General features: G+C 57.5%; 14 protein-coding genes. 5 read left to right on the top strand and 9 right to left on the bottom strand.

Annotated elements, in window-relative coordinates; all coding sequences use genetic code 11:
- Positions 1-317: 317 nt before the first annotated feature.
- From TH3_RS13105 to TH3_RS13095, 3 genes are all read left to right on the top strand, one after another.
- Positions 318-1,100, top strand: coding sequence for an SDR family oxidoreductase (locus TH3_RS13105; RefSeq protein WP_007091367.1), 783 nt, complete (start codon positions 318-320; stop codon positions 1,098-1,100).
- Positions 1,101-1,180: 80 nt separating this feature from the next.
- Positions 1,181-1,435 carry a GIY-YIG nuclease family protein gene (locus tag TH3_RS13100; RefSeq protein ID WP_007091368.1) on the top strand — a complete coding sequence of 85 codons (255 nt, stop codon included), beginning with the start codon at positions 1,181-1,183 and terminating at the stop codon, positions 1,433-1,435.
- Positions 1,436-1,513: 78 nt separating this feature from the next.
- On the top strand, positions 1,514-1,861 hold the full coding sequence (locus tag TH3_RS13095; RefSeq protein WP_007091369.1) for a hypothetical protein: 348 nt from the start codon (positions 1,514-1,516) through the stop codon (positions 1,859-1,861).
- A gap of 46 nt (positions 1,862-1,907) precedes the next feature.
- Here the strand turns inward: TH3_RS13095 and TH3_RS13090 are convergent, their stop codons facing one another.
- Positions 1,908-3,062, bottom strand: coding sequence for an ABC transporter substrate-binding protein (locus TH3_RS13090; RefSeq protein WP_007091370.1), 1,155 nt, complete (start codon positions 3,060-3,062; stop codon positions 1,908-1,910).
- A 106-nt stretch (positions 3,063-3,168) separates the two neighbouring features.
- The gene (locus tag TH3_RS13085; protein WP_007091371.1) at positions 3,169-3,804 is read right to left on the bottom strand and encodes a CDP-alcohol phosphatidyltransferase family protein; all 636 of its coding nucleotides are present in this window, start codon (positions 3,802-3,804) and stop codon (positions 3,169-3,171) included.
- 167 nt (positions 3,805-3,971) lie between these two features.
- On the opposite strand from TH3_RS13085, the gene TH3_RS13080 reads away from it, so the two are divergent.
- Entirely contained in the window at positions 3,972-5,174 is a 1,203-nt protein-coding gene (locus TH3_RS13080) for a pyridoxal phosphate-dependent aminotransferase (RefSeq protein ID WP_007091372.1), read from the top strand.
- Here the strand turns inward: TH3_RS13080 and TH3_RS13075 are convergent.
- The 3 genes from TH3_RS13075 to TH3_RS13065 are packed head-to-tail and all read right to left on the bottom strand — an operon-like array spanning position 5,165 to position 6,607.
- Positions 5,165-5,734, bottom strand: coding sequence for a DUF4865 family protein (locus tag TH3_RS13075; protein WP_007091373.1), 570 nt, complete (start codon positions 5,732-5,734; stop codon positions 5,165-5,167). The genes TH3_RS13080 and TH3_RS13075 overlap by 10 nt on opposite strands.
- Positions 5,731-6,174, bottom strand: a complete 444-nt coding sequence (locus tag TH3_RS13070; RefSeq protein WP_007091374.1) for a cupin domain-containing protein — start codon at positions 6,172-6,174, stop codon at positions 5,731-5,733. Before TH3_RS13070 ends, TH3_RS13075 begins: the two co-directional genes overlap by 4 nt.
- A 40-nt stretch (positions 6,175-6,214) precedes the next feature.
- Positions 6,215-6,607, bottom strand: coding sequence for a tautomerase family protein (locus TH3_RS13065; RefSeq protein ID WP_007091375.1), 393 nt, complete (start codon positions 6,605-6,607; stop codon positions 6,215-6,217).
- Between the two features lie 117 nt (positions 6,608-6,724).
- On the opposite strand from TH3_RS13065, the gene TH3_RS13060 reads away from it, so the two are divergent.
- Positions 6,725-7,672, top strand: coding sequence for a LysR substrate-binding domain-containing protein (locus TH3_RS13060; RefSeq protein ID WP_007091376.1), 948 nt, complete (start codon positions 6,725-6,727; stop codon positions 7,670-7,672).
- On the opposite strand, the gene TH3_RS13055 is transcribed toward TH3_RS13060, so the two are convergent.
- The 4 genes from TH3_RS13055 to nirB are packed head-to-tail and all read right to left on the bottom strand — an operon-like array spanning position 7,669 to position 14,194.
- Positions 7,669-8,673, bottom strand: a complete 1,005-nt coding sequence (locus tag TH3_RS13055; RefSeq protein WP_007091377.1) for a precorrin-2 dehydrogenase/sirohydrochlorin ferrochelatase family protein — start codon at positions 8,671-8,673, stop codon at positions 7,669-7,671. The genes TH3_RS13060 and TH3_RS13055 overlap by 4 nt on opposite strands.
- Positions 8,645-11,380: a nitrate reductase gene (locus TH3_RS13050; protein WP_007091378.1), complete on the bottom strand. Its 2,736-nt coding sequence runs from the start codon at positions 11,378-11,380 to the stop codon at positions 8,645-8,647. Before TH3_RS13050 ends, TH3_RS13055 begins: the two co-directional genes overlap by 29 nt.
- Positions 11,370-11,720 (bottom strand): nitrite reductase small subunit NirD, encoded by a 351-nt coding sequence (nirD, locus tag TH3_RS13045; protein ID WP_007091379.1) that lies wholly within the window; start codon positions 11,718-11,720, stop codon positions 11,370-11,372. Before nirD ends, TH3_RS13050 begins: the two co-directional genes overlap by 11 nt.
- 5 nt (positions 11,721-11,725) lie before the next feature.
- Positions 11,726-14,194 carry a nitrite reductase large subunit NirB gene (gene nirB / locus TH3_RS13040; RefSeq protein ID WP_007091380.1) on the bottom strand — a complete coding sequence of 823 codons (2,469 nt, stop codon included), beginning with the start codon at positions 14,192-14,194 and terminating at the stop codon, positions 11,726-11,728.
- Between the last annotated feature and the right edge of the window lie 240 nt (positions 14,195-14,434).

Raw genomic sequence — 14,434 nt, 5'->3', positions numbered from 1 at the left:
CATGCGCTATGCTGTGTCCCTAGCAAGCAACCGAGACGATCTAAGCCTTTGATTCAGGCTGCCTGTTTATTACCTATACGGTAAGATACAAACCAATAGCCTGCAACAGAAGACAGCACTTTGTGGCTCGGAAACGTCCGATACGTTACAAAATGCTTCCTTTCCCAAGCTGCAGAACACAATGATTGTGCGCATTGCTCGTGTGTTTTGGAATATTCGGTTTTTAAATCATTCCAAATTGTGGGAGTGCGTTTGACCCTTGAAGGCGCGCGGTCTAAATTCCTGCCATTGCAAGAACTCCAGAATGGGAGGATCCATTGGATCTGGGAATCAAGGGCCGCAAGGCGATTGTCTGCGCGTCATCAAAGGGACTTGGTCGTGGATGCGCGATCAAGCTGGCCGAGGCCGGTGTTGATCTGACGCTGAATGCGCGTTCCGAAGGGCCGTTAAACGAAACGGCGGAATATATTCGCGATACGTTTGGCGTGAAAGTCACGACGGTTGCGTGTGACATCACCACCGAAGAGGGCCGCAACAAGGTTCTGGCGGCCGAAGGCATGCCCGATATTCTGGTCAATAATGCCGGTGGTCCGCCGCCCGGTGTCTGGTCCGACTGGGGGCAGGCCGAATGGGAAGCCGCGGTTCAGTCCAACATGCTGACCCCGATCCTGCTGGCGACGGCGGTTCTGCCGGGCATGATTTCGCGCAAATGGGGCCGGATTGTTAATATCACGTCGGGTTCGGTCAAATCGCCAATCCCGCATCTGGGGCTTTCGAATGCGGCACGGGCCGGGTTGACCGGCTTTGTGGCCGGGACCGCACGCCAGGTGGCCAAGGATGGCGTGATCATGAATAACCTGCTGCCGGGGCAGCATGATACTGATCGTATCAATGCATTGATGACCAATCGGGCGAAGAACGAGGATATCAGCCTTGAAGAGGCGCGCGCCAAAACGCAGGCGGGTCTTCCGACCGGGTGTTTTGGTGATCCGATTGATTTCGGGGCGACCTGTGCCTTCATGTGCAGCGAACACGCAAAGTTTATGGTTGGTCAAAACATTCTGCTCGACGGTGGGGCCTTCAACTCCACCATGGGCTGATATGTCGTCTTTCGCTACAGGGCGGTCTGCAACGAAATCCAGCATATCACCAAATGCCCGGCGCAAAGGGTGGTGCTAGCATGGCGTCATTCACCTTTGTCTATGTGTTGCGCGAGCGGGAGGTTCCCCGCCCGCGCACCTATGTCGGCTGGTCAACCGATGTCGAGGCCCGGCTTGCCACGCACAATAGCGGGAAGGGAGCCAAGACGACACGCGGGCGGCAATGGGAGCTTGTTTATGTTGAACGGTTCCGCACCTTTGGCGAGGCGATGAGCCGCGAATGGCATTTAAAGCGTGACCGGAAATTACGCAGAATGCTGGCAGGGGGCGTGTGATAAACAAATCAGGGCTTGAATATTTGCGCGCAGTCGCAGATATCTGGGCCAACAGTTTCAAACCATCAGGACGACATCATGCCGGTACAACGCAAAAATCCGCTGAAGCTCAATAACCTGCAGCTGCGCACGCTTGTGCTGGCGCAGATTATCGCCAAGGACCCGAATTCGGGATCGATTGACGAAGCCACGGGTGATGCGACCCTTTTGCGTATTCCGCATGCGCATGGGGATCATGTTCATGTCGGGAAATTCGTGGTTGCCGCGCGTGACGCCAGTGGCTTTGCCAACCCGGCGGTCTGGGTTGCGCTGGCGCGCAAGGGGCTGGTGCGTGAAGGTTACCCGGCCAGCATCGTCCTGACCCGCGAGGGCATGGAATACAATACCGGCCTTGCCGAGAATTTTGTCGAAGAGTCAGATCACTGATCTGTCACTCCGGACCAACGAAAAGCCCCGATCCGTCGGGGCTTTTTTATTCCAGAATGAACTGCCCGTTTTTGATTTTCACGAAATAGGCATTGCGTTTTCCATCGCCGAACTGATCAAACATCAATTCCTGATGCAGGCCCTGTTGCGGTGGCAGGGTCACAAGCGCATCCGAAAGCGGTTGATCGGGGGCCCGGGTTTCCATGGCGGCGGTCAGGACCGTCATTGCGTCATAGGCCAGGACACTGGTGTAGCCGGGCTGTTCATTGAATTTCTGACGGTAATCGGCGACAAATTTCTGATAGCGCGGATTGGTGGCATAGCGATCATAGGTTTGCAGCAGTTCCATGCCTTCGACAGCGTCCCCGCCGAAGGTGATCAATTGTTCCGTTCCGGCCCATTCGGCGGTCGAAAGCGGGATGTCACGATCAATTTTGCGGATTTCCTTTGCCAGTTCGGCGCTATCGACACCATTGGCAATAAAGATGATCGCATCGGGACTATCGGCGCGTAATTGCCGTGCGACATCCTGTTTGGTGGTATCGGCGGTGTTGAACCAGACTTTCGAGACAACCCGCCCGCCAAGCTTGTCAAAGGTCAGCAGGAATTCGCGATACCAGCTTTCGGTGAAGGCTTCGTTTTCACCGTCCAAGGCAAGGGAAATGCGCATGCGCCCCTTGTCGATATTGCGTCTGGCGTAGGCATCGGCATTTTCACGGGTTGTTGAATTCATGCGGAAAAAGTTATCGCGAAGGCCGGTGAATTCTGCAGCCGAGGCGGTGGGCGATATGGCTACGATATCAAGTTCGTTGATCACCGGCAGCATCGCCATGCCGATCGAGCTGATGATCGGGCCGATGATCGCGGTGACGCCAAGTTCCTTGAATTCGCGGACTGCGGCCTGTGCGGTTTCCGGATTTTTCTGATCATCGCGGGCAATGATTTCAAGCGACCGCCCATGAATGCCGCCTTTTTCGTTGACCTGCTGGGCGGCAAGTTCCATCGCGTGAAGGGCCGCGATCCCGGTATCGGCACCGTCACCGGAAATACCAGCGATGAAACCGATTTTGATCGGGCCGCTGTCATCGCAGCCAAACAGCATCATGGCCGCGGCGGCGATGGTGCAAAAACGGGCGGAAAATCGGATGGAAAATCGGGTGCCATTTGCCGGTTTCGAAGCGTGTTCTTGTTGCTTTTTCATGTTGTGCCGAACCGGTTAAAAAGGTGTTTTCTGTTTCGTCGTCCGAGATTTCGATATGGCGCGCGCAGATCGCGACTTCAAGCTTCGCGAAAGCGGGACATTGACCTTATCCGAAGTCCCGGCGGGCCTGCATCACCCGGCCGATTGTTGTCAGGATGCATAACGCGCCAAAAATAGCCGCGATATGATTAAACCATTGCGGGAAAACACATATCAGCACAAGGACAAAGATGGTTTCGCTACCTTCGGTAATGCCGGTCAGGTAATAGAAGCTTTTTTTGCCCTGTTTTTCATGGTTGCGGCCGGTTTTGGCCGCGATGATCGCATAGGCCAGAAAACTTGATCCGGTGCCGACAAAACAGAAAATCAGGAATGCCGCCATAAGGGCATGTTCGGGCCGTCCGATGGCAAAGGCCAGAATGATACCCGAATAAAACAGGAAATCGGCGACAATATCGTAATAGCCGCCAAGGTCGCTTTCCTGCGACTTTGATCCAGCGTGACGGGATCGGGGTTGGGTATGGCGGGCAACGGCCCCGTCCAGACCATCCATGATGCGGCTGAGCAAAATCAGGCCAAGGGCGATGTGATCAAGCCGGAAGGCAAGTGCGGCGGCGGCAAGAAGACCAAAGACAAAACCAAGGCCAGTCAGCATGTTGGGCGTGATGCCGCTTCCTGAAAGGCGGCGGGCGACGGCATTGAGCGGCTTGTCGATCAGCGGGCGCAGACGGGCATCAAACATTCTGGTTTCCGGTTAAATCATTGCAGACACATCATAATCCTATCACGGTCTGTGGGGAAATCATGCACGCGTGATGATACCGGTTTGAAATTGTCCGATTGACGGGGCGTTGAAAACGGGATTGGCTGTTGTCTGTATGGCAATTCAATTTTATCGGGGCGCTCCATATGTCCGTTTCGAACGTTATCCCGACTTCTTCCTTTGCGGTAGACGGTATCCGCAAGGATGTCCGCGATATCGGGGCGTCGCTGATCCGCGAAGTCGCCCATCTGGGAATGGGGCGGGGAAATATCGTGCCGCTGTGGTTTGGCGAACCCGATCAGTCGACCCCGGAATTCATTCGCAAGGCGGCGATTGCGGCCCTTGAAGCCGGTGACACGTTCTATCAACCCAATCGGGGTATTACGCCGCTTCGCGATGCGCTGGCGGTTTATGGCAATCGTCTTTATGGCACGGCACTGGACCGTGAAAACATCACCGTGACGGTATCGGGGTTAAATGCCCTGATGATTGCGATGCAGTCGATCCTGAAGTCGGGCGACAGGATGGTGACCACAGCCCCGATCTGGCCCAATATTGTTGCAATGCCGAAGGTCCTCGGCGCGCAGGTGACAACCTTGCCGTTGCGGTCCGGGAATGACGGCTGGCAGCTTGATATTGATGAATTCATTGCCGCCTGTGCGCCCGATACGCGCGCCATCTTGATCAATTCGCCGAATAATCCGACCGGCTGGGTCATGCCCGCCGAGGATCAGAAACGACTGGTCGAATTTGCCACTGAACGAGGCATCTGGCTGATCGCGGATGAGGTTTATGCGCGCCTGATCTATGACGGATGGGATGTAGCACCGTCATTTGTGCCCTATGTCAGCGACGATACGCGGATCATGGTGATCAACAGTTTTTCCAAAAGCTGGGCGATGACAGGCTGGCGTCTGGGCTGGATCACTGCACCCAAGGGTGTCGGTCCGGCACTTGAAAAACTGATGGAATTCAATGTGTCCTGCCCGGCGGGGTTCATTCAGCAGGCGGGGATTGTCGCCCTTGAACAGGGCGAGGAATTTGTTGCGGGCTCGCGCGCCAGATATAGCCGTGCACGCGCGGCAATCATTGAACGTTTGCACGATATGAACCGCATCCACCTGCCCGAAGCAGACGGCGCGTTTTATGCGTTTTTCCGGGTTGATGGGGTTGAGGATACGCTTTCCTTTGCCAAGGATCTTTTGCTGTCCGAGGGCATCGGCCTTGCGCCCGGCGAGGCATTCGGGCCAGAGGGGGCATGCCATATCCGTGCCTGTTACGCGGTATCGGAAGACCGCATTCACAAGGCGATGGACGGACTGGCCCGGTTTTTAACGCGTCAGGTTTGATCTTGGCCGAGCGACATATGGCCGATGGAATAGATCGTCGCGTTGCCGATTGTTTCCGGGGCAGGCAGATCAAACCACAGGCGAAAATCAACGTGTGTCCAGCATGTTGGATCAAAACCCGTGACAATACCGGCCAGATTGTTTTGCACGGGGGGCGTCGATTTTCCGATGGTAGTGCGAAGTGATTCAAGATTGGTGCCGGGCGCGATTGCCGATGTCATGCGGCTAGCAAAGCGGGCATTTTTGAAACCTGCCGCCAGATCGCAATCCCAGACGATCCAAGTTTTGGCCGATGGGCGGCCAAAGGATTGGGTAAGACCGGTGAAACCGGGGCCGCAGAGAAAGTTGCTGATGCCCTGTGGATCGTTCCAGACGTAGAACGGTGCATACAGGTTTTCCTGATTGCCTGTGGCGGTATCTGATTTTCGTGTCGAAAGGTAGGCTTTGAATTTCAGATGCACGAAACCGTCCAGCATCGGGCCTTTTTCTGCGATACGGCGATCAATGATGGTCATGTCGTAATCGGCAGGCAGGGTGAAGCTGTATTGCATGGCGATCATGATGCGTACTCCTTGACGGTAACCGGATCAAACCAATGGACGGATGCGCCGTCCGCGATTGCCTGAATGCTGAGATAGCTGAAAGTCATGTCATCGGTGGCACCGTGCCAGTGGCGTTTATGAGGAGCGAACCAGATGCTGTCGCCGGGATGAAGATCGACGATTTCGCCGCCCTCAACACAGGCGCGCCCCTTTCCCGAGAGGACATAAAGCAGTTGTCCGCGCGGATGGCTGTGCCAGTGGGTGATGACACCGGGGCCAACAATTGCGCGCATGGCTGTATTTTCGCCGTCAACGGAGCTTTGCAAAAGGGGCTCTACCTTAAACGGGCCGGTCGAAATGCCGTCTGGCGCAGTGACGATATCGGTGTTGGCGCGACGAATTGTCATATGTTCGGGCACGCGATGGTGCTGTCCGCCCAGCGGATTTTCTTTGGGCATTTTTGGCCTCCGTTCCGTTCGGGATTTCAAACCGTGAAGATCAGGATTGGTCGATATCGGTTGCCATTACGCCGTTCCCGAATGACCAGTCCTCGTAGGCGGTGGTGGTGATCACGATCATGACGTCGGCGGGCCGCACATCGGCTTTTTGCGCCAATAAGTCGGTCAGGCGTTTGTAGAAATTCCGTTTTGTTGCCGTGTCGCGCGGCTTGCCTGCGGTAATGGCAAACAGGATGAAATCGTCGCTGCGCGGGCCGGAAAGGTAATTCGGGTCAAAGTCGAGTTCGGCAGCGTCATGCTGATGAATGACCTGAAACCGGTCATCTGCGGGTACGTGAAAGGTTTCCGTCAGGGCCTGATGCAGCGCATCGGAAACGGCGCGCAGATATTCGGCTGATTTGCCTTTGCGAAGCGAGATACGGGTGAAGGGCATGATGGGCCTCTTAGGATCATGTGGCGGAAGGACTTGACGTGTTCCTTATCGCAGCGCAATTTAATCCTGAAAATCAGATTATTTTGAATTAATAGTCCCGAAAAACAGGATTAATAGATGCGGCGAGTAAATTTTGATCTTGATGTATTACGCAGTTTCGTCACGGGCATGGACCTTGGCAGTTATGCGCGTGCAGCAGATCGTCTGGGCCGTTCGACATCGGCGGTCAGCGCGCAGATGAAAAAGCTTGAAGAACAGGCTGGCACGGCGATCTTTCGCAAAGCGGGGCGTAATCTGGCGCTGACGGATGCCGGGCAAACCATGCTGTCTTATGCCCGCCGGTTGCTTGATCTGAATGACGAGGCGGCAACTGCCCTTCATGGTGCGGACCTTGAAGGCTGGGTCAGGCTGGGTTTGCAGGAAGATTTTGGTGAAGCGCTTTTGCCCGCCATTTTGGGGCAGTTTGCCCGCGCCCATCCCAAAGTGCGGATCGAGGCACGGGTTGGCCGTAATGCCGATCTGATCGAGCGGATCGAAAAGGGGCAGATTGATCTGGCGCTGACGTGGGGGCAGCCGGGGATGGATAGAGCATCCGCACCCTATATTGCCCGTATTGCTGAAGTCCCGATGTGCTGGATTACGGCAGCGGGGCAGGACGGGGGCGCGTTTCTCGCCCCGGATGATGTTGGGGCGCGGCAGATGAATTTGGGCGATGATCCCTTGCCACTTGTCGCGTTCGAGCCGCCCTGTCTGTTACGCGATTGCGCGACAACGGCGCTTGATCGGGCCGGGGTGGCGTGGCGGATGGCGTTCGTCAGTCCCAGTCTTGGCGGGTTGTGGGCGGCAACCGCGGCCGGGCTTGGCGTCATGGTGCGGACACCGATCGGATTGCCCGCCAATCTTCGTGTCATTGACGGGGGGCTTCCGGCGCTGCCGTCGCTTGACCTTAACCTTTTGGGTTCTGAGAGCGAGCCAAGCGATATCGTGCAGCGGCTGGCCGATATCCTGATGGGATCGGTGCGTGATGCGATGCCGGGGTATCTGGAACGGTTAAATGCAGCCTAGTTATAGAGACAGGTGATATTGCTGCCTTGCCGGGCGAAAAAGGCGGCCTGGTGTTTCAGGCGTTCGCGGGCGTCGTTATCGATGTTTCCATCATCGCCGATGCTTTCAAGTTCGATCACGGTGGCGTCGCGGCGGGCGAGGCCCAGGATGTCAGGTGCGATGCCAGGCATGTGGAAGATGATGTCGGATGTTTCAATCGCGCGCGCAATGCCATGGGCGAGGTCGAAGGCATTGTCGGCCGCAACATCGGCATGCAGGATCTGGCCGCACGGAACGGTGGCGGAACTGCCTTCGGGGACGAAGCGGGTCAGGGCGGCGTCAAGGTCCTGCGGGGTGCTTTGGCTCAGGTGGGTGTCCTGCAATCCGTTCTGGAAGAAATGCGTCCAGAACCGTTGTCGTGCGACATTGTCGGGCAGGTGGGCGGCAACGCGACGGCGTGCGCTACGGGCGAGGCTTGCCAGTTGTGACATCGAGGCGGGCAGGGTGGTTTCAAGCCGTTGGCGGATGATGCGCGCCAGTGCCGGGGCGCAGCCGCCGGTCGAAATGGTGACCATCACCGGTGCCCGGTCAAGGATCGCCGGCACGATGAAATCGCAATGTTCGGTCTTGTCGACGACATTCAAAAGGATGTTGCGCCGTTTGGCCGCGACCTTGACCCGGCGGGTCAATTGCATGTCATCGGCGGCGTCAAAGATCATCACCGCACCGTTTAGCATGGTATCGACAAACGGGGCGGGTTCCCAGCGGATCGCGCCGGTATCGACCATCGTTGCGATGTCGGTGCATAGTTCCGGGGCGATGACGGAAATGTCGGCCTGGCTTCGCAGCAACAGGCGGAGTTTACCCGCCGCGACCTCGCCCCCGCCCAGCACCACGACCTTTTTGCCGGTGACATGAACGAAGGCCGGAAAGAAGGGGAAGGTTTCCTGTGCGTTGGGTTCAGGGCCCAAAGCACTGCCGGTATTAGCCGTGCTATTCTGCGGCGCGCGGTAATGCGTCATCAAGAATCTCCTTGAGTTCCGGCAGGCAGGAGCCGCATCCGGTTCCGGCTTGCAACAGGCGGCCGATATCGGCGGTGCTGATCGCATTCTGATCATGGATGGCGCGCGTGATGGCGGCCAGCCCGACCGAGAAGCACGAACAGATCAGCCGGTCATTGATGGCACCCGCATCGGGCATGCGGCCCGCCAGAAGCGCATTGCGTTCCGCGCCGCTGATCGCATCATTGCCAAGCAGTGCCGATATCCAGTCCCGGCCAAGGGCAGGGCGATCCGGGCCGACAAAAAGCGCACCCGTGATGCGGTCGCCATTCAGGCGGGCATAGCGATGAACGCCTTTTTTCCCGTCGTTATATTCGATGATGTGTTCGATGGCGTTTTCATCGCCGGTATTGTTGGCGGCCATCGGCAGCATGGATTTGAACAGGCAGGGCCTGTCGCCGGCGATTTCGTAGATCATGCAGCCGGGGCCAGTTGCCGCCACCCAATAGGGCAGGTTTGAAAGATCAACCGGCGTGTTGGAAAACAGTAATCCCTGCCAAAGCGGTTCAAACGGTTCGATGGAAACCGGGAAATGTTTGGTTTCGGGTTGCCCGGAAAAGGGATCAACATGCGCGGTTGGCAAACGACCAATACCGCCCGCAGATGAATAAACATCGTTCCAGTGCATCGGCATGAAGATTTCGCCGGGCATATGGGCATCTGATACGGATACGCGCATCAGGGCGGTGCCGCGTTTGCTTTTGATTCTGGCAAGGCCGCCGTCGGTCAGCTTGTAACGCCTGGCATCAAGGATATTGACTTCGAGTAACGGTTCGGGCCGATGGGCCGAAAGGCGCGCGGCGGTGCCGGTGCGGGTCATGGTATGCCATTGATCGCGGTAGCGGCCGCTATTGGCGATCAGCGGGAATTCCTTGCCGGGTTGCGACATGGGCAGTTTGTGCGCAACCGCCAGCATACGGGCACGCCCGTTTGACGTGGTGAAAATGCCATTGCCATACAGGCGTTCAGCGCCGCCAGCGGGTTGATGTTTGCGCGATGCAGGCCATTGGAACGGTTCCATGGCGTCATAGGTCGATTTCTTTGCCTTGTGCCATTTGCCGATGTCGAAGGCGCGCATGCCGTCATTTTCAAATTCCGACAGGGCGGCATGTTCGGCGAAAATGTCGGCAGGGTCGCGGTATTTGAATGCCTTGCCATATCCCATGGCGCGTGCGACCTGCGTCATGATCCACCAGTCGGGTTTGGCGTCACCCTGCAATTCGCGGAACGGACGTTGGCGGGACATGCGGCGTTCGGAGTTGGTGACCGTGCCGGATTTTTCGCCCCACCCGGCAGCGGGTAGCTTGATGTGGGCATAACGCAGCGTGTCGGTGTCATTCACCGTGTCGGACACGATGACAAGCGGGCAGCGCGACAGGGCAAGACGGACGCGGTCCGCATCGGGCAGGCTGACGGCGGGGTTTGTTGCCATGACCCAGACGGCCTTGATGTCACCGCGTTCGATGGCGCGGAACATATCAACCGCCTTGTATCCCTCGCCCGGTTCCAGAATATCGGATTTCCAGAAGCGGCGGACCCGATCAACGTCGTTAACATCGTTCGGGTCCATGTGGGCGGCAAGCTGGTTGGCAAGGCCGCCAACCTCTCGCCCGCCCATGGCGTTTGGCTGGCCTGTGACGGAAAACGGGCTTGATCCCGGTTTGCCGACCCGTCCGGTCGCCAGATGGGTATTGATGATCGCATTGACCTTGTCAGAGCCGCTGCTGGATTGGTTGACACCTTGCGAAAACACGGTGACCGTGCGGTCAAAGGCGGCAAACCAGTTAAAGAACGTTTCCAGTTTCCCCAGACCCGAGCCGTCATGATCGGCGTACTCACTGATCTCGGAGGGATAATCGAGGCCGCATTTTTTGGCTGTACTCTCGATATCGGGGCAGTCCGCGCGTGCCTCGGCGACGGCGGTTTCATAGCCGCTGACGTGGCGGGCGACATATTGAAGGTCGCAATGACCGTTCTGGTCAAGCCATGCCAGCAGGCCGTTAAACAGGGCAACGTCGCTGCCCGGTTTGATTGGCAGGTGCAGATCGGCGATGTCGCAGCTTGCGGTTTTGCGCGGGTCGATCACGACGATTTTGGTGCCGTGCTTTTCCCTGGCTGTGCGCAAACGCTGGTTCAGGACCGGATGGCACCATGCCAGGTTCGATCCGGTCAGAACTACCAGATCGGCAATTTCAAGGTCTTCGTAGCAGCCCGGCACGACATCGGCGCCAAAGGCACGTTTGTGCCCGACCACGGTTGATGCCATGCAAAGCCGGGAATTGGTATCGATATGCGGCGACCCGATGAAGCCCTTGATCAGCTTGTTGGCGATATAATAATCCTCGGTCAGAAGCTGCCCGGAAACATAGAACGCCACCGATTTCGGGCCGTGTTTCTGGATGGTCGCGCGCAGGCGATCCGCGGTTTCCTGTGTTGCCGTTGGCCAGTCGACGGTTTTGCCATCGATTTCGGGTTTCAGCAGGCGGAAATCGCGCTTCATCTCGGCGGTGATCGTCTCGATCAGGGCGGCACCCTTTGAGCACAACCGGCCCCGGTTGGCCGGGTGATCGGGGTCGCCCCCGACCGCCCAGCCGTCCCGGGTGGGGGAGACGATCAGGCCGCAGCCAACGCCGCAATAAGGACAGGTGGTTTTAACCTCACCCCGCATGGCGCAGACCGATTTGTTCCGCCGTCAGGCCGATATGCACCGTGCCGTCAATGACGCGCAGCTTCACCTTGGCAGCACAGCCGTCATCGGGGCCCTTTGCCTCGCCGGTTTCAAGCGAAAAGACCATGTTATGCAGCGGGCAGGTGACGAAATGGCCATGCACGATCCCCTGTGCCAGCGGCCCGTCCTTGTGCGGGCAGCGATCCAGAAGGGCATAGACCTGATCATCAAGGGTTCTGAAAATCGCGATGCGATCGGTTTCGGTCTGAAAGGTACGGGCCCCCTGAAGCGGGATATTGGCGACCGGTCCGACATTTACCCAGTTTACGATATCCGTCATTGCCGTTACTCCGCTGCGATCAGGGAAAGGGATTTGAATTCGTGCGCATCCACGCCCTGGCTGGCGCGTTCAGCCCACGGATCAACCTGTGCCGTTTTCTGGCTTTCCATGAAACGTTCAAACAGGGCGGCGCGATTTTTGGCGTCATCGACAACGCGTTCCTGAACGTGTTTCAGGCCAACACGTTCGATCCACGGTGCGGTGCGTTCCAGATAGCGGGCTTCTTCGCGGTAAAGCTGGATGAAGGCACCGCAATATTCCCGGACCTCCTGATCGGTTGTGACCTTGCACAGAAGTTCGGTCGCGCGGACATGGATGCCGCCATTGCCACCCACATGCAGGTCCCAGCCGCCATCGGTTGCGACAACGCCGAAATCCTTGATCGTGGCTTCGGCACAGTTACGCGGGCAACCCGATACCGCCATCTTGAATTTGTGGGGCATCCAGGAGCCCCAGGTCATTTTTTCAAGGTCGACGGCCATGCTCATCGACATCTGGGTGCCAAAGCGACACCATTCCTGGCCGACACAGCTTTTGACCGTGCGAAGGGACTTGCCATAGGCATGACCCGAAACCATCCCGGCCGCATTCAGATCGGCCCAGACGGCGGGCAGGTCTTCCTTTTTCACACCCAGAAGGTCAATGCGCTGCCCGCCGGTGACCTTGACCGTCGGGATATCGAATTTGTCGGCGACATCGGCAATGGCGCGCAATTCGCGCGGGTTGGTCAGGCCACCCCACATGCGCGGCACCACCGAATAGGTGCCGTCTTTCTGAATGTTGGCATGAACGCGTTCATTGATAAAGCGCGACGCCCCGTGATCAACATATTCGCCCGGCCATGCGGCGAGCAGGTAATAGTTGAGCGCCGGACGGCAGACATGGCAGCCGTCCGATGATTTCCATTCCAGTTCCTGCATGACGGCAGGCATGGATTTCAGTTCCTTGGCCTTGATCAGGCGGCGGACATTGTCATGGTCATGATCGGTACAGGTGCAGATCGGTTTGACCGCAGCCGCCTGATAATCACCGCCAAGGGTTGCCGCCAGAAGGTTTTCGACAAGGCCGCTGCATGAACCACAGGATGCGGATGCCTTGGTATGGCCTTTGACTTCGTCAAGCGTTGTCAGGCCCTTTTCGGTGATGGCCGAAACGATGGTTCCCTTGCAAATGCCGTTGCAGCCACAAATCTCTGCGTCGTCTGGCAGGGCGGCAACGGCATCAAGAGGGTTTCCGGCGGATCCCCCGGCGAAGGCCTGACCAAAGGCGAGGGTATCGCGAAGCTCGGTCACGTCCTGACCATCCTTCATCAGCTGGAAATACCAGCCGCCATCGGATGTATCGCCATAAAGGACGGCACCCTTGATCCTGCCGTCTTCAAGAACGATGCGTTTGTAAACGCCGCGTCCGGCATCGCGGAAGACGATTTCCTCGGTTTCGCCGCCGCCGGAAAAATCACCGGCGGAAAAAACATCAACCCCGGTGACTTTCAGCTTGGTCGAGGTGACCGAACCGGCATAGCCATCGGTTGCGATTTCGGCCAGATGATCGGCACAGGATTTTGCCATTTCAAACAGCGGCGCAACAAGGCCGTAGCACTGGCCGCGATGCTGCACGCATTCGCCAACGGCAAAGATATCCGGATCACTGGTGGTCATGACATCGTCAACGACAATGCCGCGTTCGACGTTTAGTCCCGCGTCTGCGGCAAGGCGCCCGTTGGGGCGGATGCCAACAGCCATGACCACCAGATCAGCCGGGATCATGCGCCCATCTTTAAGCCGGACGCCAGTTACGCAATCGGTGCCGACGATTTCGGCGGTGTCGGCCTCGGTAATGACATTGATGCCCCGACGGCCAAGTTCCTGTGCGAGAAGGTAACCCGCCGACGGATCAAGCTGGCGTTCCATCACGTGACCGGCCAGATGCAGGACCGTGACCGACATGCCGCGTGCCTGAAGGCCAACGGCGGCCTCAAGGCCCAGAAGGCCACCACCGATCACGACGGCGGGGCCGCCATTTGCGGCGGTTTTCAGCATGGTATCGACATCATCGACATCGCGGAAGGTGACAACGCCCGAAAGCTTGTGACCGGGGACCGGGATCATGATCGGGTCGGAACCGGTGGCCAGCAGAAGCTGGTCATAGGCGGTTTCGGTGCCGCTTTTGGAAATGACGACCTTGCGGGCGCGGTCGATTTCAACCACCGGATCGCCGGAAAACAGATGGATGCGGTTTTCCTGATACCATTCGGCGGTATTGATGACGATATCGTCGAATTCCTTTTCGCCCGACAGAAGCGGGGAGAGCATGATGCGGTTATAGTTCACGCGTGGCTCGGCCCCGAAAACGGTGATTTCGTATTTGTCAGGGGCGCGACCGAGGATTTCCTCGACGGTGCGCATGCCGGCCATGCCGTTGCCGATGACGACAAGGCGGGGTTTCTTGGTAAGTGATGCAGGGACGTGGTTCATTTGTCTCTGGCTCCTGATCGCGGGAAGCGAATTGGCAAAAAAAACGCCCGGTGCGCACTGCCTGTCAAAAAGGCAATCTCGCAACGGACGTCGTTATCCGGGTGAACCCGCCATTGGATTCTATATATGGGTGCGGCATTTCTGCCGTGGCAGCAGGCGACCTTGCCCGCGCTCTTGCCCCTTACTATACAAGTTGCGTGCCAGAACTGCAGATTGCGCCGAAAAACTTGCAACGCAATG

It is taken from the genome of Thalassospira xiamenensis M-5 = DSM 17429 (genome assembly GCF_000300235.2).
Classification (GTDB): Bacteria; Pseudomonadota; Alphaproteobacteria; order Rhodospirillales; family Thalassospiraceae; genus Thalassospira; species Thalassospira xiamenensis.
This window is presented reverse-complemented; position numbering and strand designations above follow the sequence as displayed.